A 26,933-nucleotide genomic window follows, 5' to 3' on the forward strand; every position below is an offset into this window, starting at 1 on the left:
GCGGCGCGGGGTTAGTCGGCGTCCGACGCGCCGTTACCGCCGCCGCCGGGCGCCGTCTTGGACACCTGAACGAGGAACTCGTAGTTGGTCTTAGTCTTGCGCAGCTGGCTCATCAGCAAATCGATGGCCTGATGGCTGTCGAGGCCGCTGAGCACGCGACGCAGCTTGTGCACGACGGCGAACTCGTCGGTCGACAGCAGCAGCTCGTCCTTGCGGGTACCCGATGGGTTGACGTCGACCGCCGGGAACACCCGGCGCTCGGCGATCTTGCGATCGAGCTTGAGCTCGGCGTTGCCGGTGCCCTTGAACTCTTCGAAAATCACCGTGTCACCCGTCGAGCCGGTCTCCACCATGGCCGTCGCGATGATGGTCAGCGAGCCACCGAACTCGATGTTGCGGGCCGCACCGAGAAACCGCTTCGGCGGATACAGGGCGGTCGAATCCACACCACCGGACAAGATGCGCCCGGACGCCGGGGAGGCGTTGTTGTAGGCGCGACCCAACCGGGTGATCGAGTCGAGCAGCACGACGACGTCCTTGCCCTGCTCGACGAGGCGCTTGGCGCGCTCGATGGCGAGCTCGGCGGCCTGGGTGTGGTCTGACGGCGGGCGGTCGAAGGTGGAGGCGATGACCTCACCCTTGACCGAGCGCTGCATATCGGTGACCTCTTCAGGTCGCTCGTCGACCAGGACCACCATCAGGTGGCACTCGGGATTGTTGCGGGTGATCGCGTTGGCGATGTCCTGCATGATCGTGGTCTTACCGGCCTTGGGCGGCGACACGATCAGGGCGCGCTGGCCCTTGCCGATCGGCATGATCAGGTCGATCACGCGGGTGGTCAGGCGATCGGGAGTGGTCTCCAACCGCAGCCGCTGATTCGGGTACAGCGGGGTCAGTTTGGTGAAATCGGGCCGGTTCCTGGCCTCTTCGACCGGACCGCCGTTGACGCTGTCAAGGCGAACCAGCGGGTTGAACTTCTGCCGCTGATTCTGGCCGCCGTCGCCGTCCTTGGCGACGCGGACCGCGCCGGTCACGGCATCGCCGCGGCGCAGGCCGTTCTTGCGGACCATGTTCATCGAGACGTACACATCGTTGGGGCCGGCCAGGTAGCCCGAGGTGCGCACGAACGCGTAGTTGTCGAGGACATCGAGGATGCCGGCGACCGGCTGGACGACGTCGTCCTCACGCAGCTCGGCGTCGTTACCGCCGCCGCCTTCGCCGGGAGTGCGCTCGCCACGACGGCGACGGTCACGGAACCGGCGGCCGCGACGGCCCTGACGGCTGTCGTCGTCGTCATCGTCATCGCGGCTCTGGTTGTTGTCGCGATTCTGTTGATTGCCGCGGTTCTGCTGGTTGTCGCGGTTCTGCTGGTTGTCGCGGTTCTGCTGGTTGTCGCGGTTCTGCTGGTTGCCGCGGTTCTGCTGGTTGCCGGACTGCCCCTGGCCACTTTGGTCGGACGACTCGCGGTTCTCGCGACTCTCCTGCCGATTCTGGCTCTGGCTCTCGCGCTTTTCGCCCTGTTCAGGGCGGCTGTCCTGTGATTTCTGCTGTTCAGCGCCTTCGGCGCCCGCGGCACCGGCGCCGCGGGTGGCGGCCCGACGCTCACGGCGGCGTGGCTCGCCGCTGTTGGGTTCGCCGTTCTCGGTCTTCTCGGTGTTCTGACGGGGCTCGCGAGGCTCACTCGCCTGCTCGGCGGGTGCCGCAGGGGCGTTGTCGGCGCGATGGTTGGTGCCGTTGCCGCCGTTCTGGTGCTCCTTGATGGCGGCGATCAGGTCGCCCTTGCGCATCCCGGAGGTTCCCTTGATGCCAACCTGGTTGGCCAAGGCGCGAAGCTCGGGCAGGACCATCGCCGACAGAGAACCGGCCCGGCCCGCGTCCCCACTCGGGGCGGCCTTCGAAGCCGCTTCCGGCGCAGATTTAGGCGCCGAGGGGATTTCTGCGGCCACGGCGGGCGCCCCCGTCTGCGGGGCGCTTTCTCCAGCCGTGATCAGGTCCGTATCGGTCACGGATTTCCTTTCTTCCCTCACCGTTTCATCGGGGCAAGGGGTTCTGGCATTCAGCCGATTCGCTGAATGCGAAGTCTCACCATCGTCTGTGCGTCAACGGTGATCGCCGGAATTCGCGGCTACATGGCGAACCGTCAGGCCACGAGTTGAACACGAGAGAAATTGGTGGTCGTCCTAGTGTCGGCGCAGGATCAGTCGCTGCGTTTGCCTGGACGGGACCGAGAATAACCCCGTTGACCGCCGGAAAGCAAGAAATGGCCACCGGCGTGTGCACAACTCAGCCGTGAACCGCGACACCCGAGCTCCAGCGAACTGGCTCGCCGATGCTCATCTGACTGACGGTAAATCCCTTCGCGGCGCCGAACTCGACCGCCTCGGCCGGCAGCTCTGCACTGGTTGTGAGAGCAAGAACGGCCGGACCAGCGCCGGACAACACCGCTGCCACCCCGCAACGCCGCAGCACCTGTAGGTATTCCGCCGAGGCAGGCATGGCTGGGCCACGCTGGGGCTGATGCAAAACGTCGTCGGTGGCCGCCATCAGCAAGTCCGGCCGCTCCGTGAGCGCAACAACCAGCAACGCCGCCCGGCTCAGGTTGAAACGCGCGGCTTCATGGGTGACGTGGTCGGGCAGCAGCACCCGGGTCTCGGCAGTCGATGAGCGCACCTGCGGGATTCCCGGGAACACCCGGATGTCGGGATGCAGCTGAAGCCGGGCCGCCGCATACGTCGGGGGCGTCGTCTGCCCGTCAACCCAGGACACCACCGCGCCGCCGAGCACCGAGGCCGACGCGTTGTCCGGGTGACCCTCGAACTCCGACGCCAGTTGGATCAGCTGCGCATCGGTCAGCGGGTCCCGATCCGCTTGCGCCAGAAGGCCATTCGCTGCCGCCAACCCACCGACGACAGCCGCGGCCGACGAGCCGAGCCCCCGCGAGTGCGGGATCGCATTGCGGCAGTGCACCACCAGCCCGGGAACCTCCGCGCCGCCAGCCGCCAACCCCCGGTGCAGCGCCCGGACCACCAGGTGCTCGGGGCCTAGCGGCACTTGCCCGGCCCCCTCCCCCTCGACCTCAATGATCAGTCCGGCGTCAGTGGTCTCGACGAGGATCTCGTCGTAGAGGCCCAGCGCCAGGCCCAAGCTGTCGAAGCCGGGGCCGAGGTTGGCACTGGAGGCCGCGACAGTGGCGCTGGCGCTCAGGCCGGCAGGCAGATTCAGGGTCACCGAAGCTCCGCGTCTCAGACCAGGCCCAGCTCGGCGATGACGGCCCCGGGATCGACCGGCAGCGGCTTCACCGTGGGCATATCGCGAAGCGCGGTATCGGGGTCCTTGAGTCCATTGCCGGTCACGGTGCAGACCACCGTGGAGCCGGGCTTGACCCAGCCGTCGTCGATGGATTTGAGCAGCCCGGCGATACTCGCCGCCGACGCCGGCTCGACAAACACACCCTCGGCCTCGGCGACCAGGTGATACGCGGCCAGGATCTCCTCGTCGGTGGCGGCCAGGAATCGACCGCCGGACGCTTGCTGCGCGCCCACGGCGCCGTCCCAGGACGCGGGCGAACCGATTCGGATCGCGGTGGCGATGGTCTCGGGATTACTCACCGGCTTGCCGGTCACCAGTGGGGCGGCGCCAGCCGCCTGGGTGCCGAGCATCCGTGGCAGCTTGTCGGTCAGCCCGTCTCGGTGGTACTCGCTGTAACCCATCCAGTACGCGGTGATGTTGCCGGCGTTACCGACCGGCAGAGAGTGCACGTCGGGTGCCGTTCCCAGCGCGTCGACGATTTCGAACGCCGCGGTCTTCTGCCCCTGGATGCGCACCGGGTTGACGCTGTTGACCAACGCGATCGTCGGGTAGTCGGCGGTAAGCTTGCGGGCCAGCTCCAGACAGTCATCGAAGTTGCCGTCGATCTGAATGATCTTGGCGCCGTGCATCACTGCCTGCGCCAGCTTGCCCATCGCGATCTTGCCCTGGGGGATCAGCACCGCACAGGTGATACCGGCCCTGGCGGCGTACGCCGCTGCGGAGGCAGAGGTGTTCCCCGTCGAGGCGCACAGCACCGCTTTCTGGCCGCGGGCAACGGCATCAGTGACGGCCATCGTCATGCCACGGTCCTTGAACGAGCCCGTGGGGTTGAGGCCTTCGACCTTTAAATGAACTGTGCAACCGGTCTTTTCAGACAATCGCGGCGCACTGATCAGCGGGGTGCCACCCTCGAGAAGGGTGATCGGCGTCCAATCGGGGGCGACCGGCAGCCGGTCACGATAGGCGGCGATCAGCCCCGGCCACGGGGTATGCACGGCTTGCGATTTCGTCGAGCTCATTCGGCGGTTCCCTCCAAACGCAGCACGCTGTTGACTTCCTGGACGGCGTCGTGGTCAGCCAGCGCGGCAACGGTCTCGGACAGTGCGGCATCGGTTGCCCGGTGGGTCACCACCACGATGCGCGCACCACTGCCGCCGCTGATTCCTTCCTGGCGCACTTCGGCGATACTGACTTCCCGCTTAGCGAATTCGGCTGCGACCGAAGACAACACACCGGGCCGGTCGGCGACTGTCATGCTGACGTAGTACCGGGTGGGGATCACCCCCATCGGCGCGATCGGCAGCTGGGCGTACTTGGACTCGCGGGGCCCGCGACCACCCTGCACGCGGTTGCGCGCGGCCATCACCAGATCGCCCATGACCGCCGATGCCGTCGGCGCGCCGCCGGCTCCCTGCCCGTAGAACATCAACCGGCCGGCCGCCTCCGCCTCCACGACGACGGCGTTGAATGCCCCGTTGACGGTCGCCAGCGGATGACTCAGTGGGACCAGCGCCGGGTATACCCGGGCCGAAACTCGCTGTTGACCATCACTTCCCGTGACGCGTTCGCAGATCGAGAGCAACTTGATGGTGCAGCCCAGCGCCTTGGCCGATTCGAAGTCCTCCGGCGTGATCTTGGAGATGCCCTCGCGGTAGACGTCGTCGGCGGTGACCCGGGTGTGAAATGCGATGGAAGCCAGAATCGCGGCCTTGGCCGCGGCGTCGTAACCCTCGACGTCGGCGGTGGGGTCGGCCTCGGCGTATCCCAGAGCGCTCGCATCGGCCAGCGCAGAGCTGTAATCGGCTCCGGTGGAGGCCATTTCGGAGAGGATGTAGTTGGTGGTGCCGTTGACGATGCCTGCCACGCGCAGCACAGTGTCACCAGCCAGCGATTGGGTAAGCGGGCGGATCACTGGGATGGCACCCGCGACAGCCGCTTCGAAATACAGGTCGACGTGCGCCCGTTCGGCGGCCTGCGCCAATTCACCGGTGGACTGGGCCAGTAGCGCCTTGTTGGCCGTCACCACCGACTTCCCGCCTTCGAGCGCCGTCAAGATCGCTTTGCGGGCCGGTTCCACCGGGCCCATGACCTCGACCACCAGATCGACGTCCGCGCGGGAGACCAGTTCCTCGACATTGTCGGTGAGCATCTCCACCGGCAGGCCCCGGTCAGCGGAGACGTTGCGCACCGCGACACCCCGCAGTTCGAGCGGGGCACCAATGCGCGCCGCCAGGTCGGGGGCACTGTCCCGGATGATCCGGACGACCTCGCTGCCGACGTTGCCCAGTCCCAGTACCGCGACACCAATTGACTTCTCGGGTGTACTCATTGGCCTTACCTCACTTCCAGACTCAGCAGGTCGTCGACGGTTTCCCGGCGCAGGATCAGGCGGGCCCGACCGTCGCGCACAGCCACCACGGCGGGGCGACCGATCAGGTTGTATCGACTCGACATCGAATAGCAGTAGGCGCCGGTGGCAGCCACTGCCAGCAGATCGCCAGGTGTCACGTCCTCCGACACCCAGGCGTCGCGGACGATGATATCGCCACTCTCGCAGTGCTTTCCGACGATCCGAGCCAAGATGGGCGCAGCCTCGCTGGTGCGCGACACCAGTCGGATGTCGTACTCGGAGCCGTACAGCGCGGGGCGGATGTTGTCACTCATCCCGCCGTCAACGCTGATGTAGCGCCGGGTCTTATCCGACCCGACGACCACGTCCTTGACCGTGCCGACTTCGTAGAGTGTCACCGTGCCCGGCCCAGCAATCGCCCGTCCCGGCTCGACGACCAGTCGCGGCACCGGCAGGCCAACAGCGGCCGACTCGCTGCGCACGATCGCGCCGAGCTTGGCCGCCAGGTCCTCAATCGGCGGCGGATCATCTTGTGGCAGATAGGAAATACCCAATCCGCCACCGAGGTCGACGACCGAGATCTGCGCGGTCTTGTCCACCCCGAACTCGGCGACGACATCGCGCAACAGGCCGATGACCCGGTGGGCGGCCAACTCGAAGCCCGCCACGTCGAAGATCTGCGAGCCGATGTGACTGTGCAGGCCGACCAGACGCAGGTGATCGGTGGCGAACACCCGACGTACCCCGGCCATGGCGGCTCCGCTGGCCAGCGACAGGCCGAACTTCTGGTCCTCGTGCGCGGTCGCGATGAACTCGTGGGTATGCGCTTCCACACCGACAGTGACCCGGAGTAAGACGTCCTGCACCACACCGGCCTCGCCGGCGACGGTGTCGAGGCGGTCGATCTCGGTCATCGAGTCAAGCACGACGTGGCCGACGCCCGCCTTGACCGCGGTCGTCAGTTCATCAAGCGATTTGTTGTTGCCATGGAACGCGATTCGCTCGGGCGGGAATCCTGCGTGCAGCGCGACGGCAAGCTCGCCGCCGGTCGCGACGTCCAGCGACAGACCCTCCTGGTCCACCCAGCGCGCAATTTCACTGCACAGGAAGGCTTTGCCCGCGTAGTGGACATTGTGGCCACCACCGAACGCCGCGGCGATCTCGCGGCAACGGCCGCGAAAGTCGTCCTCATCGATGACGAACAGCGGGGTGCCGCACTCGGCCGCCAGGTCGGTCACGGTCACGCCGGCGATCGAAACGTCGCCGTCGGTACCGCGAACAAGGTTGCGCGGCCACACATTCGGCGCGAGCATCAGTACATCGGCCGCATTCCGCGGCCGTGCAGGGGCGCCACTGTGGTGGATCTCCTCGGCGTGGCGCGGACCGGCAGGGTGAGTGTTCACATCCGCTCCGGGGCGGACACGCCGAGGATGGCCAAACCGTTCGCGATCACCTGACGGGTGGCCGCACACAACGCGAGGCGCGCCTGATGGAGGCTCCCCGGGGTTTCATCACCCTGCGGCAGCACTCGGCACGAGTCGTAGAACCGGTGGTAGTCGCCGGCCAGGTCTTCCAGGTAGCGGCACACCCGGTGCGGCTCACGCAGCGACGCAGCAGAATTGAGCACCCGGGCGAACTCACCGAGGTTGCGGATCAGCGCGCCCTCTTTGTCGTGGGTCAGCAATTCCAGATGGGCGGTGTCGGGAGCCAGTCCGAGATCGGCGGCGTTGCGGGCCAGCGCCGAGAGCCGGGCGTGCGCGTATTGCACGTAGTAGACCGGGTTTTCACTGGACGCCGACGACCACAGCTGCAGGTCGATGTCGATTGGGGTGTCCACCGAGGAGCGGGTCAGCGCGTAACGGGCGGCGTCCACGCCGATGGCGTCGACCAGGTCGTCGAGGGTGATGACGGTCCCGGCTCGCTTACTCATCCGCACCGGCTGACCGTCACGCACGAGATTGACCATCTGGCCGATCAGCACCTCGACGGTGTCAGGGTCGTCACCGAGGGCTGCGGCGGCCGCCTTGAGCCGGGCGATGTAGCCGTGGTGGTCGGCCCCGAGCATGTAGATGCACAGATCGAAGCCGCGCTGGCGCTTGTCCAGGTAGTAGGCCAGGTCACCGGCGATGTAGGCGGGCTGTCCGTCACTCTTGATGACGACCCGATCTTTGTCGTCGCCGAATTCTGTTGTGCGCAACCAGGTTGCGCCGTCCTTCTCATAGATGTTGCCGGTCTGGCGCAACTTGGCGATGGCCTGATCGACCCGCCCGCTGGTGTGCATCGAATCTTCGTGGGTGTAGACGTCGAAGTCGGTGCCGAACTCGTGCAGCGATTTCTTGATGTGGGTGAACATCAGGTCGACGCCGATCGAGCGGAAGGTCTCCTTCTGCTCGTCACCGGTCAGGCTCAGAGCATCGGGCACCTTGGCCAGCACCTGGTCGGCGATGTCCTTGATGTAGTCGCCTGCGTAGCCATCCTCGGGCGTGGGTTGACCGGTAGCCGCCGCGATCAAGGAGTTGGTGAACCGGTCGATCTGGGCACCGTGGTCGTTGAAGTAGTACTCGCGCACGACGTCGGCACCCTGGGTGCTCAACAGCCGACCCAGCGCATCACCGACCGCGGCCCAGCGGGTACCGCCGATGTGGATGGGGCCGGTCGGGTTGGCCGAGACGAACTCCAGATTGATGTTCGTGCCGTCGAGCACCGCCGAGTTTCCGTAGCTCGGGCCGGCGGCGAAGATGTTCTGCACGATGACGCCCTGCGCCGAAGCCTCGATACGCAGGTTCACGAAGCCGGGGCCGGCGACCTCCGCGGCCGCGATGCCGTCGGCCGCGGCCAGCGCGGCGGCCAGCCAACCGGCCAGCTCGCGGGGGTTTGCGCCGACTTTCTTGCCCAGCTGCAGGGCTAGGTTGGTCGCGTAGTCGCCATGCTCAGGATTACGCGGACGCTCGACAGTCACCGTCGCAGGCAGGGCGGCGGGATCCAGGTCATGCTCGGTGAGCACCGCAGCGGCGGTGTTCTTGAGCAGCTCGGCGAGGTCGGCGGGTGTCACGGGGATCCATCCTATGGTCTGGCGTGGTCAGGGCCCGAATCCGGATCCCGGCGGGCAGGGGCGCGGGGACCCGGGAACCACGTCGGCGAGGAATCCCGTGCTCGGCGGCTGGCACTGAGCAGTCACTCCGATGCGTTAGGCTGTCGGAGCCCAATGGCGCAGCTGTACGTGCGCCCCCGTAGCTCAGGGGATAGAGCGTCTGCCTCCGGAGCAGAAGGCCGCAGGTTCGAATCCTGCCGGGGGCACTCTGTCGAAAATCCTCTTCACCAGCAGCTCGTCCCATTCGCCGTGGAGTCAGCGCGGCTCGAGAAGTGCGTAGCTTGGCCGCTAGCGGGCAGATTTTGGAGTAGTCGAGTACTCGCGGCCTATTCACCCGACGTGGTTAGCGTGGGTCCATGGCCAGCGACGCCAATGAAGGCGCACAGATCGCTCCCATTCCGCGTGACCTGATCGAGTACATCCTCATGGGCGGCGGCGATGGTAGACGCCGTATCCAGGACACTCCTGTGCTGCTGGAAGTGTGGAACGAGTTCGCCACCAAGCCCGTTGAGGCGGCGGAACTGCTGATCACCGCTGAGGACGATGTCACAGCGACCGAACTCGCCGCCGAGATCTACCGGGGAATCCACCGCGGGCACCCAGACGACGATCCAGGCATCGCCCCGCTGCAGCATTTCGTCGCCGCGCGGCTGTGGTTCGGCGAGCTCTTGGAGACCGTGGTCCCGATGACCAGTTGGTGGCAGGACTCGAAGACTCAAGCCGAATTCGCGAAGTTCACGGCCGAAACGTCGTCGGAGCTGGTCAGGGCCGTGATCGATGCCATTGGGTTACGAGACCGATGGCTCGCGGCTGACCGGCGAGGAACGTCGGTCAATCCGAACGGGAACGCGCCGAACGATAAGACACCGTTCGAACGGTTCGTCGCACTGTGCGCGTTGGTGTCCTATGTCGGGCTCAGCGGGTTCGACTCCACCTCGGACAACCCGCCCACCGAACGGGGTGCCGCCGGACCCACACCGCGGCGGACCGAATCGCAGATCGCGAAAGCGGTGCTCGAGCTGCTTCAAACAATGCAGGTCAGAACCGACCGGCCGCTAGTGCAGCGGATCGCGCTGAACCGGCGGGCCACACCCGCGATTGCCCGCTCGGTGCCGACGGTCAAGGCCGACGCCGCGCGCCGCGTCTTCGACATCGACTGTTCAGGCATCAATTGGGCCGTCCTGGACACCGGCGTTGACAGCACGCACCCGGCATTCGACGGGCGGGTCAGAGCAACCTACGACTTCACGGACTACCGCCGGATCGTGACCCCTTCCAACGACAAGCCTGCCATCCGCACCGCCAACTTGCAGCGGCTGGCGGATGCCCGAGGCGACAGCCCGCTACCTGAGGATGCCGGCGACAAGCTGGAGCAAATTGCCCGCGCGATCCTTGACAATCGGCCGTTGCCTTGGGATCTCGTCGATCCGATCGCGCGGATCGACACACCGGTCAGACCATTCACGCCGCACGGCACTCATGTCGCAGGCATCATCGGGGCCGAAAAGTACGACAGCGACCGCCAATCCGCGAACGGCATGTGCCCCCGCATCGGACTGTACGACTTCCGAGTTCTCAAATCGGAGGGCATGTCCGAGGATGATCGATTGGACACCGAATCCGCCATCATCGCTGCCCTGCAGTTCATTCGCTATCTCAACGGCAAGGCCGACCGGATCGCGATCAGCGGAGTCAACATGAGCCTGCAGATCCCCTACGACGTGTCGGGTGACGCCTGCGGCCTAAGCCCGGTGTGCAAGGAGGCCGAGCGATTGATCGACAGCGGGGTTGTGGTGGTCGCCGCGGCCGGAAACCTTGGCTGGCAGGAAACGATGGTCGGCCGCGTGCGCACCAACGACTTCCCCTCGTTCACGATCACCGATCCGGGGAACGCCGAGCGGGTGATCACAGTCGGGTCGACACATCCCGAAGCCCCGCTGAGCCATGGCGTGAGCTACTTCTCGAGCCGCGGCCCCACCGTCGACGGCCGGCTCAAGCCCGACCTCATTGCGCCCGGCGAACGGATCACCGCTCCCCTGCCCAAGGAGGAGTGGGGCACGCTCGACGGCACCAGCATGGCGGCTCCGCACGTGAGCGGGGCGGCAGCCTTGTTGATGGCCCGCTACCGGGAGTTGATCGGGAAACCAGACCTGGTCAAGAAGATTCTCTGCGGGACGGCGACCGACCTCGGCCGCGAGCGCACTTTTCAGGGCCACGGGCTGGTGGACGTATTGCGAGCACTGCAGAGCCAGTAAGCCGACGACGGGGGAATATTGATGGCCGACAGTATTTTTCGCCTGGAGGTCGTGCGCGCACGGTACGGCGATTGCCTCCTGCTTCACTACGGGACAGAGGACGAACCAAAGCTGGCACTCATCGACGGCGGCCCCACTACGGTGTACCGGAATTTTCTGCGACCGCGGCTCGAGCAGATACGCGACGAGCGCGGCCTCGACGAGGACACCCCATTGAGGCTCAACCTCGTGATGCTCAGCCACATCGACGAGGACCACGTATTCGGGCTGCTGGACCTTACGGAAGAGTTGCTCGATGCAAAGCAGCAACACGCGCCGAGAATCGTTGAAATCGAGGATCTTTGGCACAACACCTTCGATGACATCATCGACAATGATGCGCAGGAGTTGACCCAAGCCGTTACGGCAAGTTTCGGCGCCGCTGCCCTGAACGGCGAATTGCCCGATGATTTGGTCGACGAACTCGATGCGGCAGACCAGACCGACGCCGTCATCGACACGATCAAGATCGTCGCAAGTGTCGCACAAGGACGAGACCTTCGGATCAACGCAGACAATCTCGAAATCGAACGCAACGTCGAAACCGACGGCAAGCTCGTGATGGCGCCCTCGGAGCCAGCATCTTTCGATATGGGCGGCGGGCTCTCACTCACCGTCGCCGGCCCGATGCTCGATGATGTGAAGACACTGCAGAAGAAGCACAAGGAGTTCCTCAGGACTCATCCTGAACTGGCACAGCACATTGCCGCAGCGTTAGCGGAGTATGCCGACAACTCCCCCTACAACTTGTCGAGCATCGTCGCGCTCGCCACATCAGGCGACAGGAAGATCTTGTTCACTGGCGACGCACGCGGAGACAAGATCATCGAAGGTCTAGAACTCGTCGGCATCGCCGAAGAGGGGAAGACCCTTCACGTCGACGTGCTGAAGGGCCCGCACCACGGCAGCTCCAACAATGTCAGCCTCGACTTCTTCCAGCGCATCACCGCCGACCACTATGTGTTCTCTGGTAACGGGAAATTCGGCAATCCCGAGCGCGCGACCCTGGAAGCGCTGGCCGACGCACGAGGCAGCGCGCCCTACGAAATCCACCTGACGTATCCCATCGACGAGATCGACCGCGCACGCAAGGACGACTGGGACCAGCATCGCGAGGATGAACTCAGGCGTCACGAAACCAGGCCGGCGACGACCGTCCGCCCCGAGTGGTCGGACGCCGACAACAGCCTTGCGGCTTTCCTTGATGCCAATCCCGATGTGCGCGAGAGAGTTTCATTCGTCGAAGAGGGCGTTCCGCACTCCATCGATCTGAGCGGTCAAGCGTGACCGGCCCAACCGTCGTGCGAAATCTCCTTGTCTGCCTGGATGGCACCAATAACGAACCCGAGCATGACGCCACCAATGTCGCGCGAATCTACGACGTCGCCAAGAAGGACACCGACCAACTCGTCTACTACGACCCGGGCGTCGGGACGATGGGCGCGCGCGGCGCAGTAACCCGATTGGGCAAGGCGCTGACACGCGCCCAAGGCTTGGCGGCCGGCTACGGAATCGAAGACAACCTCGAGGAGGCATACAATTGGCTGTCGCGCAATTATCAAGCAGGAGATCGCATTTACGTGTTCGGCTTCTCGCGCGGGGCGTACAAGGCACGAGCACTGACGGGGATGCTGCACACCGTTGGCCTGTTGCGGCCCGGCACTGAAAACCTCACCCCATATGCCGTCAAGCTCTACGCGCAAGCCGGACCGGGCGCGGAGGCAGGCCCCGGCGGGAAGAATGCCGAGGACAAGTTCTGGGACGTCCGCGACGAATTCGTAAGGGTATTCGGTAATCCCGAGTTTCCCAGCACGTTCGACACCAAAGCTCCGCAAGTTCACTTCCTAGGCGTCTGGGATACCGTGAAGTCGGTTGGCTGGCTGAATCTGAAGGGACAATTCGAGACAGCACGTTGGCCCTTCACCCGTAAGATCGGCAATGTGGGCCTCGCGCGGCACGCGATGGCGCTCGACGAGAAGCGAAGGCCCTACGGTATTTACCGATTCGATCCCACAACAGTCACCGACTCTGCCGGACGCTATCAGGAGCGGTGGTTCGCCGGTGTGCACAGCGACGTCGGCGGCCAGTTCCCGGACGACCACAAGTTGTCCGACGTTGCATTTTCGTGGATGGTGAAGGAGGCAGCGCACGCCGACTTTCGTATCAACAAACAGAAGTACAACTGGCTGCTGAATTCGAGGTTCGACGACGAGCTACCCGCGGACCGCGCAATGGGCAAGATTCACAATCCCGGAAAGATGTGGTGGCTGGCGGGTGGTTGGAGCCATCGCGAAGTCCTGCGCACCGACACCCTCCATCCAAGCGTGCAGTTTCGCCTCGCCAATGACAAGAACTATCGAGTCTCCCGAGAGTGAGTCGATAGCGCCCCAGAGCGCAGCTCGGCGACTAGGGTTCTCGCACCGGCTCGAGATGCGAAGGCGGGGAGGGCCGATGAGACTCCCAGCGGGTGCGGTCTCCACGGCCATAGCGGCTCTGCTCGCCTTGCTTTCATAGACGACGGCACCCACCCGTCCGTCACGATCGAGCCGCTTGAGCCCAACCCGTGAATATCCCACCTCGCCGGTGAAACCGCGCGTGATCTATCCGACTCCCGTCGTGGATCCAACCACCCCATTCCACCACCTAGACTCCGTTGCGATTATCAATTAGAAGACTGTCAGTAGCGGGTTGCGTCGGGTACCGTCCACACCAGCAAAGACACATACAGCAACGGAGATGTCGGTGGGTCGGGTTCGAGACGGACGCAATGCGGCGTTCGGCGCGTTGGTAGCCAGCGCTATTGCGGCAGGCGCGTTCACCCCAACCCCCACTGCCAATGCGACCTGCATGTCGGCCTTCGGCTTGAACAACGGCAACGGCTGCACGAGCAACCTGACCACAGTTGCGATTGCGATCGGCGACGGTGCCGTCGCAAACGCGGGCAACGCCTTGTTCGGTGCTGCCATCGCGATCGGCGAGGGCGCCAACGTCCTCACCAATATCGCCGCGTTCACTTTCGGGGGCGCCTTCGGCTACCACGCGACCTCCTCGACGCTCGGGTCCCTCTTCGGAATCAACCTGCAATTCGGGCCAGGCACGGCATCGACGCTGGGTGGCATGCTCAACTTCGTCCTCGGTGCCGCCGCCGCGGGCAGCGCGGGCGCATCCGCCGGAGCCGTCGGGCTCGGCAACATCGCCATCCAACTCGGGCCGGGCACCACATCGACGGTTGGCGGCTTCAACCTAGCGATCGGTCTGCCCGGCGGCGGCAGTGGCGCGCAAACCACGGGCGCTGCCGGCTTGGGCAATCTGTCCCTGCAGATTGGCGCGGGCACGGTGACTACCGTCGGCCTCCTCAACCTCGCCTTCAGCATCTTGCAAAACGGCGGCGGCCTGCAAAGCACCGCCGCCGGCGGCATCGGCGCGTGGGCCCTCAACCTGTTGGGCGACGCGGGCAGCGTGCTTGCCCAGGGCATCTTCACCACTGCGGCGAACATTCTGGGCACGAACACCGTCGCGGTGCAGGGCCTCTTGAGTGCGGCTGCGAGTTTCATCGGAAACGGCAGTGTGGTGCAGCTGTTGTCGGATACCGGCTTTCCCGTGGTGTTGGGGCTGGCGCTGAACTCGTTCGGCATCAACAACACCCTCAATGCCCTCGATGGCCCGTTGTCGTTCCTGGTGTCGTTCAACCAGGAAGCCCAGAACTTGTACCTCAAAGGTCCGGGCATCAACTTCAACAACTTCCGCCTCCCGGGTTTCTCCCTGCCCGCGGCGGGCAGCGGCTCGACCAGCGGGGGCGCAAGCGCGACCGGCTCGACCAGCGGGGGCGAGGGCTCGACCGACGGAGGGCTCGGCGACAGCGGACGGCACGCGGCGGCCTTGCGCACCACCACGGCGACCCCCGCGACTGCGACATCCCCGGCTGCCGGCGACAACAGCACAACGACAACAACGACGCAGGCGACGACCGATACCAGCGCGACCGGCAGTGATGGCGGCAGTAACAACGAGACCGCCACAGTGGGTTCCGGCCGTCACCGCGCCAACGAGACGAGCACTTCGACCAGCGATAGCAGTACGACGACCACCGGCTCGGGCGGCCGCCACCGGAAACCCGAATCGTCGAGCAACTCCGGCGACAGCGGCGCGAAGTCGCACGCGACGGGCGCCAGCAGTACCGGCGGCGGGAAGCACCGCAAGCCCTAGGCGCGGGGACTGATTCCGGGCCATTGTTCGACCCAAGCCACAGCGGCGAATCAGACGTTGAAGAATGCCGGCGACGTGACCGTCGCAGATTGGCAAATAGTGGTGCGCGAAGCCGAATAGTTGCCACCGTACGCAATTCAGGTGATAAGCGGGCTATCCGTGGCCGTGGATCAGTTGTACGAGCGGCGTTCACATTTGCCACCCAAAGCTGGTGACCCCGCTACCCGCGCGGCCACCCCATATCCAGCCTGAACTGGACTAATACTTGGCCAGTGGCGCGAAACCGTGCGGGTGGTCAAGCACCCTGGCCACAGTGGTCGAAGGCTCAGGTCTCAGGTTCTGTCCAATCATTGGGACCGCGCAGTGTTTATCGTCGAGAAAAGCTGTAGGCTCCGTCCGCGTCGGGTAAGTTCCTGGCCAGCAAAGAATCCAACACACACAGGGTCGGTCTATGAATCAGGTTCGCGCGAAGAGTGGTGCACTACTTGCCGCTGTGGTTTCTGGCGCCCTTGCGACTAGCACCCTTGGCGAAGCCCCCACGGCCAACGCGACCTGCATCTCCGCCTTCGGAATCGGCAACGGCGGCGGTTGCACAAGCAACCTCACCAGCATCGCGATCGGAATCGGTGCCGGCGCAACGGCAAATGCCGGCAATGGGTTCTTCAGTGGCGCGTTCTCATTCGGTACCGACGCAATCTCCGCGACGACGTTCAGCGTCATGAGCTTCGCGATCGCAGTCGGTGATGGAGCAAGGGCTTCTACACTCCCTGGACTGTTGAACCTCGTCTGGCAACAGGGAGCGGGCAGTTCAGCAGCGATCGGCGCGCTCAATCTTGCGATCGGCATCTTGAACGGCGCTAGCGGGACACAATCAACCGGAGTCGCTGGGGTTGGGAATATTGCCCTGCAATTCGGGCCGGGCACTATGACCAATATCGGCAGCCTCAATCTCACTCTGGCTAGTGCGACCGGTGGAGACGGAACAAAAACCACCAACGCAGGCGGCCTCGGCAATTTGGCGCTCAACATCGGCGATGCCGGCACCACCTGGGTGCAGGGCTTCTTGAGCTCAGCCACAAACATGCTGGGCGACAGCATCGTGAAGGCACAGGGCATCTTGACCGCGGCCGGGAATGTTCTAGGCAACGGCAACGTCGTCACGTCTCTGGGCCCGTTCCCCAACACCACATTGAGCTTGGCGTTCAATTTCTTTGGCGACAACAACACCGTGACGGCCGGGTGGGGTCCGTTCGCGATCGCAGGCGCGATTTCCCAGAATCTGCGGACGATAACCAGGTCCATCCCCGGCATCAACATCAATGGCACCACCACCACTGGGACAGTCTCGGTCGGCGGCAGCAAGAAAGCCTTGAACGCGGCGGCATCCCGCGCCAGCATCACGGACACCGCGACGGCATCGGCCGCCGGCAGCAGCATCACGGACACCACGACGCCCAATCGCGGTGTCGGTCACAAGAAAACCGCCGGCCCGGCTAAATCCTCGGCCGCCGGCACTGGAACCGGCTCCGGCGTCGGCGGCAAGAAACCCCGCTAGCAAGAGCGCGATGTGATGGCGCAAGCCGTTCTCGCGGCGCGGGTCGCCTAGGTCGGCATTCGCCGTCGCCAGGACGCTAGGGGGCGTCACCGCCGACACCCGACCATGGCCAGAAACCGGCGATCGGGAGTTTGCCACGGCCCCGGATTGCGCATTGCTACCATGTTGGCGCTGAGGGCATTGGCGAACATGGGAGCAAACCATGGCTGCAAGGTATCGTGCGACCTACCGGGAGCCGTCTAGACTGCGGCGCACCGCTGCCCGCCACCGCGCACAGCAGCCACACAGCAAAGTCTCATTGTGGCTGGGAACGGGCGCTTTCACCGTTGGTGTCTGCGCTTCGCTGGCCGCCGCGACCGGGGTGGCCCACGCCGACTCCTCCGGCGGCGACTCCTCATCTTCGAGCCACAGCAGCACCGGTCCCAAGGTCGGAAACACCGGCCGCTCGACACCGTCGAAGCACGCCGCCGGCAGCCCCAGGCCGGGAACCACTGGCCCAACTGACTCGACGAGATCGACCGCCGCCACCAAGCGTGCGAACACACCTAGCGCCGCCTCTACGGCGGCGGCGGCCGACCCGGCCGCGCCCGCTTTCGAGGCCACCACAAGTGACTCAATTTCTGCCGTCGCGCAAGCCGGCAGCGCCCGGTCGTCGAAGGCCTTGGCTGCGGCATCGACCTCATCAACCCTGTCCGCGGCCGCTTCACCGACCACTCCCCCGAATCTCTCGATCACCGATGTGATTGCCGCGATCGTCGCGTATGCCCGCTCCGCCAGCAGCGGCTCGAATGTCCTCATCAGCCTTCCCGAGATCATCACCGCTCTCGTCACCAATGAGTGGCAGGGCCGCCCGATCATTGGCAACGGAGCGAATGGGACAGCGGCCAGCCCCGACGGACAAGGCGGCGGCTGGTTGCTGGGCAGTGGCGGCAAGGGCTATACGTGGACCGACGCGACCTGCACCGATACCGCGGGCTGCGTCGGCGGCAACGGCGGCGCCGGCGGGCTGATCGGCAATGGGGGCAACGGCGGGGGCGGCGCGAACGGCGGCGCCGGCGGCAACGGCGGTTCGGCACTCTTGTTCGGCTCCGGCGGAAGCGGTGGCGCCGGAGCCGCCAACTCTGCCGACGGCGGGGTCGGCGGCACCGGTGGAGACGGCGGCACCGGTGGGTTGATCGGCGGAAACGGTGGCGATGGCGGCAAGGGCGGTGACGGAGCGACCGGCGGGAACGGCGGTGCGGGCGGCTCTGCGATCAGCTTTGGATTCGGCTACTTCGCCGGCGCATACCACGCAGGAAGCGTCGCAGGCGGGAACGGCGGAGCCGGCGGGACGGGCACCAACGGAGCGGGCGGCAATGGCGGCGCCGGTGGCACTGCCGACCTTGGCGGCGACCCGCTCTGGAGCTACCTGTTGAGGGTGACGAGCGTGATCACCGGGTCGACCGGTCCCGGCTCGGCCGTCGGTGGCACGGGCGGCGTCGGCGGGGACGGCACCACCGCCGGTGGCGACGGCGGACTCGGCGGCATCGCCTACAACTACGGCACCGGCAATTCAATCGGCGGCAAGGGTGGCGGTGGAGGCGGCGGAACTACCGCGGGCGGGCTCGGCGCCGCAGGCGGAACCGCTTGGGCAGCAAGCGGTTCGGCGACCAATGGCACGGACGGTAGCAACGGGACGCCCTAGCTCAACCGTCCAGACGCGCGAACTGCTTGCGCTGGTAGAGATCCACCGAGGCCTGCCGCCTCACCTTGCCGCTGGTGGTGACCGGGATCGACCCCCCGCCCACCAGAACGAGATCTGAGACCGCAATGCCATGCGCGTTCGAGATCGCCGAAGTGACATCACGCTTGATGGCCTCGAGGTGCTGCTTCGCCTCCTCATCGGAGTCGCCACGCTTCCTGACTTCCATCACAACGACCAACTTCTCCACAGCGTCGTCCGGAACGGCGATCGCCACGCAGCGCCCCTTGGTGATCTCCGTGACGGTCGCCTCAATGTCGTCGGGGGCATGGTTGCGGCCGTAAATGATCAGCAGGTCCTTGATGCGCCCCACCACGAAAAGCTCGCCGTCGGAGATGAAGCCGACATCGCCGGTCTTCAGCCAGGGGCCTTCCGGCGTACCTGTCGTCGGCGCGACGATCGTGCCACCGAATGTGCGTGCGGTCTCCTCCGGATTTTCCCAATAGCCAATGCTGACATTGTCGCCGTGGCACCAGATCTCACCGGTCTTGCCATCCGGAACCTCGGTGCGGGTCTCCGGGTCGACGATTCGCAAGATCGGTGAGCGCGGGCTGATCGGGCCGTCGTAGCTGACCAACGGTGTGCCATCCTGGCCGGTGATTCGCTTGGCCTCGCCCGCTGTCAGGGCTTCGGTGTCGAAATGCACGACCTTGATGGGATCTTCCGGCCTCGGGGTCGCCATGTACAGGGTGGCTTCGGCCATGCCGTAGGACGGCTGAATCACCGCCGGATTCAGGTTGAAGCGGGCAAATCGGTCGGTGAAGCGCTTGATCGTCGCAGGCTGCACGCGCTCGGCGCCGCTTTGGATGGTGTGCACGCCGCCAAGGTCGAGCCCGGCCATGTCCTCGTCGGAGGTTTTCCGTGTCGCCAGGTCGAACGCGAAGTTCGGTGCGGCGGTAAAGGGGCACGGATTGGTCGCCAGCAACTGCATCCAACGCGCCGGCCGCACCAGGAACGACGCCGGGCTGGTCAGCACCGCGCTGGTTCCTAACACAATCGGCGAGCAAACACCCAGAATCAACCCCAGGTCATGGAAGAACGGCAGCCACGACACAAACGTCAGGTCGGGCGGAGTGACCCCGGCGTGCCTCGAATAGTCCGTGGTGATCTGCTGCAAGTTGGTGAAAAGATTTGTATACGAGATCATTACGCCAGCCGGCGAACGAGTCGAACCGGAGGTGTATTGCAGATACGCGGTGGCGTGCGGATTGTCGTCCTCGTGCATCGCCGGCGCGCCAGGCCGAGGTGGAGCGTCTAGATCCAGCAAATCGACCTCGATGATTGCCGGCGGTGCTTGTCCGGGCTGGGGGACGATACTGCGACTGACCTCGGCGACGACAACGGACGTCGTGAGAACGGCGACCGGCGACGCGTCGCGCATCACCGAGTCGACCCGCTCGTCCGTGACGCCACCCATGGGCACCGACAGCGGAACCGGAATCACTCCGGCATGCAGCGCCCCCAGGAACGCAACGATGTATTCCAGGCCTTGCGGCGCGATGATCATGGCGCGATCGCCGGGCGACGCGCTCAGGCTGAGCTCGCGGGCCAGGTTGGCCACCCGCCGATACAGCTGCGGCCACGTCAGGCTCACGGGGACGCCCGCCCAGTCCTGGTCGTAATCCATGAAGGTGTACGCAACGTCGTCCGGTTGCAGGCTTGCGCGTTCGCGCAACAGAGCCGGAATCGAAGCCTCAATCGCCTGTGTCACGGCAAGCAAGCTATCAGGAGCCGTTGTTGTGACACCTTCGAACAACCAAGTTATGCGACGTCTTCGTCAGCCATTGCGCTGCGGCCAAGCGGCGAATCGGGACACCGCTTCGGCCAGACAGCAACCGGAACATATGTGCACTTACTTGCAAATCAAGCAAACTTGACCCGGGACGCTGCGTCTGCGTCAATAATCGTCTTGCCTGGGTCGGGGGGAACCACAGGTGAGTCAAGCAACGGACTGGACTGCGGTTTCGTTGCTGTTGAGGAGACGGGATGGTTCCATTCGGTGCGATCGATGATCGGCCAGGCGGCTCAGGTGCGACGAATTCCCCGGCCGTTATGAGCGTCAAATCGACCGCTCCGGTCGCCGTCATCGGCATGGCGTGCCGGCTTCCTGGCGGTATCGAGTCCCCCGAGCAGCTCTGGGAGGCGTTGCGCAGCGGCGCTGACCTGGTTACCGAAGTGCCGCCGGACCGCTGGGACAAAGACGAGTACTACGACCCCGAGCCAGGCGTGCCCGGCCGAACGGCGTCGAAATGGGGTGCCTTCCTCGACGACGTGGCCGGCTTCGATTCCGAGTTCTTCGGCATCAATGAGCGCGAGGCTGCCGCACTCGATCCGCAGCACCGGTTACTGCTCGAAACCTCCTGGGAGGCGATGGAGCACGCCGGGCTCACCCCCGACGTCATGAAGGACTCGCTCACCGGCGTGTTCACCGGGCTGACGCACTACGACTATCAACTATTGGCGATGGATTCCGACGCCATGGAGGGCCCCTACGGCTACTCGGGTAACACCTTCAGCATGGCGGCGGGGCGCATCGCCTACACCCTGGGCCTGCACGGTCCCGCGATGGCGGTCGACACCGCGTGTTCGTCCGGGCTGCTCGCAGTGCACATGGGGTGTCGCAGCCTGAGTGAGGGTGACAGCGACCTCGCCCTCGCCGGCGGGGCCTACGTGATGCTGGACCCGCGCAAGTACATCGCGGGGACAGCAGCAGGCCATCTATCGCCTACTGGACGCTGTCACGCCTTCGACATTGCCGCGGACGGCTACGTCGGCGGCGAGGCGTGCGCCATGGTGTTGCTCAAGCGCCTGCCGGATGCATTGCGCGACGGCGATCGGATCCTCGCCGTCATCCGCGGAACGGCCGTCAACCAAGACGGCGCCACTGTCAACATCTCCACCCCGTCGGTAACGGCCCAGACCGCGGTGTACCGAACCGCGCTGGCGATCGCGGACGTGGACGCAGGCAGCGTAGGCATGGTCGAGGCGCACGGTCCTGGAACCCCGGTCGGCGATCCGATCGAATACGCCAGCCTGAGCCAGGTGTATGGCCTCGACGGGCCGTGCGCGCTCGGATCGGCCAAGACCAACTTCGGCCACTCGCAGTCGGCCTCCGGCGCCATCGGCCTGATCAAAACGATCCTTGCGCTGCAGCACGGCACCGTTCCCCCGAATCTGCACTTCACCCGCCTGCCTGATGACCTCGCGCGCATTGACACGAAACTCTTTGTGCCAGTGGAGACCACAGAGTGGCCAACGACCGGCCCGCATCCGCGCCGCGCGGCGGTGTCCTCGTACGGGGTGTCGGGAACCAATGTCCACGCCGTCCTGGAGCAAGGTCCCGAGCCCCGGGCGGCACTCCGTGTGAACGACGACCTCAGCGATTCTTCGGCTGCACCGCTGCTCTTTCCGCTGTCGTCGACCTCGGCCGACGAGTTGCGGCGCACGGCCGGCCGGCTCGCCTCCTGGGTCCAAGCCCACGACGACGTGACACTGGCCGATCTCGGATACACCCTGGCCCGCAGGCGCAGCCATCGCCCGGTACGCACCGCCGTTCACGCCAGCAGCCCGCGGGAGTTGGCAACGGCACTGCTCGAGGTCGCTAACGGTGAAGCTCCATACGAGTCGGCGCTAGCAAACGACGACCGCGGACCAGTGTGGGTGTTCTCCGGACAGGGCTCGCAATGGGCCCGGATGGGTGCCCAACTGCTAGCGGACGAACCGGTGTTCGCCGCAACGGTCGCGCAGATCGAGCCACTGGTAGCGGTCGAGTCCGGATTCTCGGTCACCGAAGCAATGACCGCACCGGAGGTGGTGACCGGCGATGCGCGACTGCAGCCGACCCTGTTCACTGTGCAGGTTGCCCTGGCCGCCACCATGAAGGCGTACGGCGCGCTCCCCGGCGCGGTCATTGGATACTCGATGGGAGAGGTCGCGGCGGCGGTGGTCTGCGGCGCGCTATCCCTCGAAGACGGGGTGCGGGTGATCTGCCGGCGCTCGCGACTGATGTCCGGCATCTCCGGTTCCGGGATCATGGCGTCCGTGGAACTCCCTGCCAAGCAGGTACTTTCGGAGCTGACTCTTGGCGGCATCAAGGATGTCGTCGTCGGGGTGGTTGCCTCGCCAGAATCCACGGTGATCAGTGGCGCCGAACCGACAGTTCGCGATCTGATGGCGACGTGGGAAGAACGCGGGGTGATGGTCCGCCAATCCCTCATTGATGTGGCGGCACACTCTCCCCTTGTCGATCCGATCCTCGACGAACTCGGTCAGGCTCTCGCGGAGATCACACCGCTGACGCCGCAGATTCCGTTCTACTCGGCAACAGGATTCGACCCGCGCGAAGAACCGGTCTGCAACGGCAAGTACTGGGTAAAAAATCTCCGTAACACGGTGCGGTTCGCCGCGGCCGCACGAGCGGCACTGGAGGACGGGCACCGCGTCTTCGCCGAACTGGCGCCACATCCGATGCTCACCCACGTTATTGAACGCAGCGCCGCCAATTTGGACGCACCGTTGGCCACCTTCGCGAGCATGCGCCGGGAACAGGAGCTCCCGCACGGACTGCGCGGCTTGGTCGCAGACCTGCACAGTGCGGGTGCCGCAATCGATTTCTCGGTGCTATATCCCCATGGGCGTTTGGTGGATGCACCGCTGCCGAGCTGGACCCGACATCGGCTCTGGGTGGAACGCGGCAGTCGCGATTCCTCGGCGCATGGTGGTCATATGGTGTCGGTACATCCGCTCCTAGGCCCCCACGTGCGCTTGCCCGAAGAGCCGGAGCGCCACGTGTGGCAGGCGGAGGTCGGCACCGCCGCCCAACCGTGGCTCGCCGACCACACGATCCGCAATGTGGCGGTACTGCCCGGGGCTGCATACTGCGAGATGGCCCTCGCCGCCGCCCACGCCGTGCTGGGCGAGGCTGTCGAGGTGCGCGACATCCGCTTCGAACAGGCGTTGTTGCTCGATCAGCACACCACCGTCGGCACCTCGGCGTCCTTGTCATCTCCCGGTGTCGTCGACTTCCTCGTGGAATCTGACGAAGGCGGCCGGCAAATACGACAGGCCAGCGCCGTCCTGCACACCGCTGACGATGAGCAGCCGACCGCTTACGACATGGCCGAGCTCCTCGGCGCCCATCCGCTACGCATCGACGGCGCCGAGGTACGTAAAGGACTCGACCAGCATGGTGTCCAGTACGGGCCGGCGTTCTGCGGTCTGGGTGCCGTGCACACCGGCGGTGAGACGACCGGCACGGTGGTGGCCGACGTCGCCTTACCCAGCCAAATCCGCACGCAACAAGGCGCTTACGACGTACACCCGGCACTGCTGGATGTCTGTTTCCAGTCCGTTGCCGCCAGTCCGCTGATTCAGAGCAGCGGCGTCGGCGTGCTCGGGCTGCCGTTGGGTGCGAGGCGCGTACGCGCCTACGGGTCTGCACGCAGCAGCCACTACTGTTATGCACGGGTCACCCACGTCGACGCCACCGGGATCGAAGCGGACCTCGACCTACTCGACCAGCACGGGTCAGTCCTGCTCAGTGTGCAGGGATTACGCTGCGGCACTGGCGAATCCGAGGACGACCAGCAGGATCGGCTACTCGGTGAGCGGCTGCTGACCATCGAATGGCAGCAGCGGCAGCTGCCGGAACTCCCCCACGTCGATGCCGGAACCTGGCTGTTGATCAGCACTACCGCGACCGCGGATCTGACCGGCACAACACTGCCGGATGCCTTGAAGGCTCAAGGCGCACAGTGCAACACGCTGTGCTGGCCGCCGAGCGCCGACCACGCGGCCAACGCCGGACAGCTGGCCGCGCAGCTACGTTCCGGGAAAGTCACCGGTGCGGTGATCCTTACCGGACGAAAGACCAACGACAGCGACGACCAGTGCCCATTGATGGGCCGGGAGTATGTCCAGCATCTGACCCGCATCACCCGCGAGCTGGCCCAGACGTCCGGCCACATCCCACATCTCTTTGTCGTGACCCGCGCCGCCCAAACCGTGGTGGCTGGCGATGTGGCCAATCTGGAACAGGGTGGACTGCGCGGATTGGTGCGCGTGATCAGCGCCGAGTATCCACATCTGCACGCCACCCAGATCGACGTCGACGACAGCACCGATGCTGAGCAGCTGGCCCGCCAACTGCTCAGCGGATCCAAGGAAGACGAGACCGCCTGGCGAGACGGTGCGTGGTACACGGCGCGCCTTCGGCCTAGCCCGCTGCGTCCCGATGAACGACACATCATCACCGCAAGCAACGACTCCGACGGGATGCGGCTGCACATCCGCACCCCAGGCGACCTGGAAACACTGGAACTGGCCGCCTGCGAACGGGTTACTCCAGGGCCGGGCCAGATTGAAGTCGCCGTCGGCGTATCCAGCATCAACTTCGCCGACGTGCTGGTCGCGATGGGACTGTTCCCGGCCATCGACGGCGGACTACCCGAGCTGGGAATGGATTTCGCCGGCGTGGTCACCGCGGTCGGACCGGACGTCACCAATCATCGCGTCGGCGACCGGGTCGGCGGCTTTTCCGGCAACGGGTGCTGGGGCACGTTCGTCACGTGTGACGCCCGGTTGGGCGTCACGCTTCCGGCCGCCCTAACCGATCACCAGGCAGTGGCGGTGGCAACGGCGACCGCGACCGCCTGGTACGGCCTGCATGACCAGGCCCGGATCGCGACCGGCGACCGAGTGCTGATTCACTCCGCGACCGGTGGCGTTGGCCAGGCTGCCATCGGCGTCGCGCGAGCCGCAGGTGCCGAGATCTTCGCCACCGCAGGTAGCGACGAGCGTCGACAAATGCTGCGCGACATGGGGATCGAGCACGTCTACGACTCGCGCAGCACCGAATTCGCCGACCAGATCCGCCGCGACACCGACGGTTACGGCGTGGACATCGTGCTGAACTCGCTGACCGGCGCGGCGCAACGGGCCGGATTTGAACTGTTGGCCACCGGCGGACGGTTCGTCGAAATCGGCAAACGCGACGTGTACGGCAACACCCGGCTGGGACTGTTCCCGTTCCGGCGAAATCTCACGTTCTACTACGTGGACCTGGCACTGATGTCGCTGAGCCACCCCCAGCGGGTCGGCGATTTGCTGCGCACCGTCTACCAGCTGGTGGCAGCCGGTGAGTTGCCGCCCGCCGCGCACAGCGAGTATCCGTTGGCCGAGGCCGCCACCGCAATCCGAGTGATGGGCGCAGCCCAGCACACCGGCAAGTTGTTACTGGACATTCCGCGCACCGGGAGCAGCAGCGTAGTAGTTCCGCCCGAGCAGGCCAAGGCATTTCGCCGCGACGGCTCCTACCTGGTCACCGGAGGCTTGGGCGGGCTAGGCCTGTTCCTCGCCGAGAAGATGGCCGTCGCCGGCTGCGGACGTATCGTGCTGACGTCCCGTTCGCAGCCGACCCTCAAGGCGCTGCAAACGATCGAACTGATCCGGGCATTGGGCGCGGAGGTCGTAGTGCACTGCGGTGACATCGCCGATCCCGGCACCGCGCAGCGGATGGTAGAGGCCGCCACCGCCACCGGACTGCCGGTACGGGGTGTGCTGCACGCCGCGGCCGTCATCGAGGACGGCACCCTGGCCAACATCACCGAAGAACTCATCGACCGGGATTGGGCTCCGAAGGTCTACGGTGCGTGGAATCTGCACGGCGCCATCGCCGATCAGCCGCTGGACTGGTTCTGCTCGTTTTCTTCGGCTGCCGCGCTGGTCGGCTCCCCCGGGCAAGGCGCCTACGCCGCCGCCAACAGCTGGCTGGATGCCTTCACCCACTGGCGGCGGGCTCAGGGCCTCCCGGGCACCGCGATCGCCTGGGGTCCATGGGGCCAGATCGGACGCGCGACCGAGCTTGCCGAGAGCACCGGCGCCGCTATCGCTCCGGACGAAGGCGCTTACGCCCTCGAGATGCTGCTGCGCTATGACCGCGCCTATGCCGGGTATGCGCCGACCGACGGCGCCACGTGGATGACCGCCTTTGCCGAGCGGAGCCCCTTCGCTGAAGCGTTCAGCGCTGTGGGAGAAGTTCAAACGGGCACAAGCAAACTGCACGCGGAGCTCAGTGAGCTACCGCGTGAAGAGTGGCCCGCCCGATTGCGGCGGCTGATCTCCGACCAGGTGAGCCTGATCTTGCGGCGCAACATCGAGCCGGACCGGCCGCTTGCCGAGTACGGCGTCGACTCGCTGGGCGCCCTGGAACTTCGGACCCGCCTCGAAGCCGAGACCGGAGTGCGCTTGACATCCAGCGACCTCGCCGTCGGCACCATTCGTGGGCTGGCGGAGTTGCTGTGCGAAAAACTGGCACCTGCGAGCAGCGACGCGTCAGCTTAAGTGGCATCCATGACGCCGATCGCCGACGCAACATCATCTCCATGCGA

General features: G+C 65.5%; 15 protein-coding genes and 1 tRNA gene. 8 read left to right on the plus strand and 8 right to left on the minus strand.

Annotation, left to right across the window (positions count from 1 at the left end; genetic code table 11):
- Positions 1 to 11: 11 nt before the first annotated feature.
- The 6 genes from rho to argS all read right to left on the minus strand — a co-directional run bounded on the left by rho (position 12) and on the right by argS (position 8,711).
- Positions 12 to 2,006 carry a transcription termination factor Rho gene (rho, locus tag G6N38_RS03295; RefSeq protein ID WP_163746237.1) on the minus strand — a complete coding sequence of 665 codons (1,995 nt, stop codon included), beginning with the start codon at positions 2,004 to 2,006 and terminating at the stop codon, positions 12 to 14.
- Between the two features lie 277 nt (positions 2,007 to 2,283).
- Complete coding sequence (gene thrB, locus G6N38_RS03300; RefSeq protein WP_163746238.1) at positions 2,284 to 3,228, minus strand: homoserine kinase; 945 nt, start codon at positions 3,226 to 3,228, stop codon at positions 2,284 to 2,286.
- A gap of 14 nt (positions 3,229 to 3,242) precedes the next feature.
- Entirely contained in the window at positions 3,243 to 4,328 is a 1,086-nt protein-coding gene (gene thrC / locus G6N38_RS03305; RefSeq protein ID WP_163746239.1) for a threonine synthase, read from the minus strand.
- On the minus strand, positions 4,325 to 5,638 hold the full coding sequence (locus G6N38_RS03310) for a homoserine dehydrogenase (RefSeq protein WP_163746240.1): 1,314 nt from the start codon (positions 5,636 to 5,638) through the stop codon (positions 4,325 to 4,327). Before G6N38_RS03310 ends, thrC begins: the two co-directional genes overlap by 4 nt.
- 5 nt (positions 5,639 to 5,643) lie before the next feature.
- On the minus strand, positions 5,644 to 7,062 hold the full coding sequence (gene lysA, locus G6N38_RS03315; protein ID WP_163746241.1) for a diaminopimelate decarboxylase: 1,419 nt from the start codon (positions 7,060 to 7,062) through the stop codon (positions 5,644 to 5,646).
- Positions 7,059 to 8,711: an arginine--tRNA ligase gene (argS, locus tag G6N38_RS03320; protein WP_163746242.1), complete on the minus strand. Its 1,653-nt coding sequence runs from the start codon at positions 8,709 to 8,711 to the stop codon at positions 7,059 to 7,061. Before argS ends, lysA begins: the two co-directional genes overlap by 4 nt.
- A gap of 172 nt (positions 8,712 to 8,883) precedes the next feature.
- Between argS and G6N38_RS03325 the strand changes: the two genes are divergently transcribed.
- The 6 genes from G6N38_RS03325 (at position 8,884) to G6N38_RS03350 (ending at position 16,805) form a co-directional block, all read left to right on the plus strand.
- A tRNA-Arg gene (locus tag G6N38_RS03325) sits at positions 8,884 to 8,956 on the plus strand.
- A 150-nt stretch (positions 8,957 to 9,106) separates the two neighbouring features.
- Positions 9,107 to 11,005, plus strand: a complete 1,899-nt coding sequence (locus tag G6N38_RS03330) for a S8 family peptidase (protein WP_163746243.1) — start codon at positions 9,107 to 9,109, stop codon at positions 11,003 to 11,005.
- 21 nt (positions 11,006 to 11,026) lie between these two features.
- Entirely contained in the window at positions 11,027 to 12,331 is a 1,305-nt protein-coding gene (locus tag G6N38_RS03335; protein ID WP_163746244.1) for a ComEC/Rec2 family competence protein, read from the plus strand.
- A complete protein-coding gene (locus G6N38_RS03340) occupies positions 12,328 to 13,419 on the plus strand; it encodes a T6SS phospholipase effector Tle1-like catalytic domain-containing protein (RefSeq protein ID WP_163746245.1) in 1,092 nt (363 codons plus the stop codon). The genes G6N38_RS03335 and G6N38_RS03340 overlap by 4 nt, the downstream gene beginning before the upstream one ends.
- A gap of 367 nt (positions 13,420 to 13,786) precedes the next feature.
- Positions 13,787 to 15,250 carry a hypothetical protein gene (locus G6N38_RS03345; protein ID WP_163746246.1) on the plus strand — a complete coding sequence of 488 codons (1,464 nt, stop codon included), beginning with the start codon at positions 13,787 to 13,789 and terminating at the stop codon, positions 15,248 to 15,250.
- A 718-nt stretch (positions 15,251 to 15,968) separates the two neighbouring features.
- Positions 15,969 to 16,805: a hypothetical protein gene (locus G6N38_RS03350; RefSeq protein ID WP_163746247.1), complete on the plus strand. Its 837-nt coding sequence runs from the start codon at positions 15,969 to 15,971 to the stop codon at positions 16,803 to 16,805.
- Between the two features lie 225 nt (positions 16,806 to 17,030).
- On the opposite strand, the gene G6N38_RS03355 is transcribed toward G6N38_RS03350, so the two are convergent.
- Positions 17,031 to 17,540 (minus strand): hypothetical protein, encoded by a 510-nt coding sequence (locus G6N38_RS03355; RefSeq protein WP_163746248.1) that lies wholly within the window; start codon positions 17,538 to 17,540, stop codon positions 17,031 to 17,033.
- A 4-nt stretch (positions 17,541 to 17,544) separates the two neighbouring features.
- Here G6N38_RS03355 and G6N38_RS30950 point away from each other — a divergent pair, with 4 nt between their 5' ends.
- Positions 17,545 to 18,489 carry a PGRS repeat-containing protein gene (locus G6N38_RS30950; protein ID WP_163746249.1) on the plus strand — a complete coding sequence of 315 codons (945 nt, stop codon included), beginning with the start codon at positions 17,545 to 17,547 and terminating at the stop codon, positions 18,487 to 18,489.
- 1 nt (position 18,490) lies between these two features.
- Here the strand turns inward: G6N38_RS30950 and G6N38_RS03365 are convergent, their stop codons facing one another.
- On the minus strand, positions 18,491 to 20,257 hold the full coding sequence (locus tag G6N38_RS03365; protein WP_163751766.1) for an AMP-binding protein: 1,767 nt from the start codon (positions 20,255 to 20,257) through the stop codon (positions 18,491 to 18,493).
- Positions 20,258 to 20,598: 341 nt separating this feature from the next.
- Here G6N38_RS03365 and pks2 point away from each other — a divergent pair, with 341 nt between their 5' ends.
- The gene (gene pks2, locus G6N38_RS03370; RefSeq protein WP_170314142.1) at positions 20,599 to 26,886 is read left to right on the plus strand and encodes a sulfolipid-1 biosynthesis phthioceranic/hydroxyphthioceranic acid synthase; all 6,288 of its coding nucleotides are present in this window, start codon (positions 20,599 to 20,601) and stop codon (positions 26,884 to 26,886) included.
- Positions 26,887 to 26,933 lie beyond the last annotated feature (47 nt).

The organism is Mycolicibacterium helvum, assembly GCF_010731895.1.
In the GTDB taxonomy this organism is placed as follows: Bacteria; Actinomycetota; Actinomycetes; order Mycobacteriales; family Mycobacteriaceae; genus Mycobacterium; species Mycobacterium helvum.

What these genes read in the sequence shown, in the direction of transcription:
- thrC (WP_163746239.1), bottom strand. Translation starts at nt 4,328, where the DNA reads ATGAGCTCGACGAAATCGCAAGCCGTGCATACCCCGTGGCCGGGGCTG.
- G6N38_RS03310 (WP_163746240.1), bottom strand. Translation starts at nt 5,638, where the DNA reads ATGAGTACACCCGAGAAGTCAATTGGTGTCGCGGTACTGGGACTGGGC.
- G6N38_RS03330 (WP_163746243.1), top strand. Translation starts at nt 9,107, where the DNA reads ATGGCCAGCGACGCCAATGAAGGCGCACAGATCGCTCCCATTCCGCGT.
- G6N38_RS03335 (WP_163746244.1), top strand. Translation starts at nt 11,027, where the DNA reads ATGGCCGACAGTATTTTTCGCCTGGAGGTCGTGCGCGCACGGTACGGC.
- G6N38_RS03350 (WP_163746247.1), top strand. Translation starts at nt 15,969, where the DNA reads ATGAGCTTCGCGATCGCAGTCGGTGATGGAGCAAGGGCTTCTACACTC.
- pks2 (WP_170314142.1), top strand. Translation starts at nt 20,599, where the DNA reads ATGAGCGTCAAATCGACCGCTCCGGTCGCCGTCATCGGCATGGCGTGC.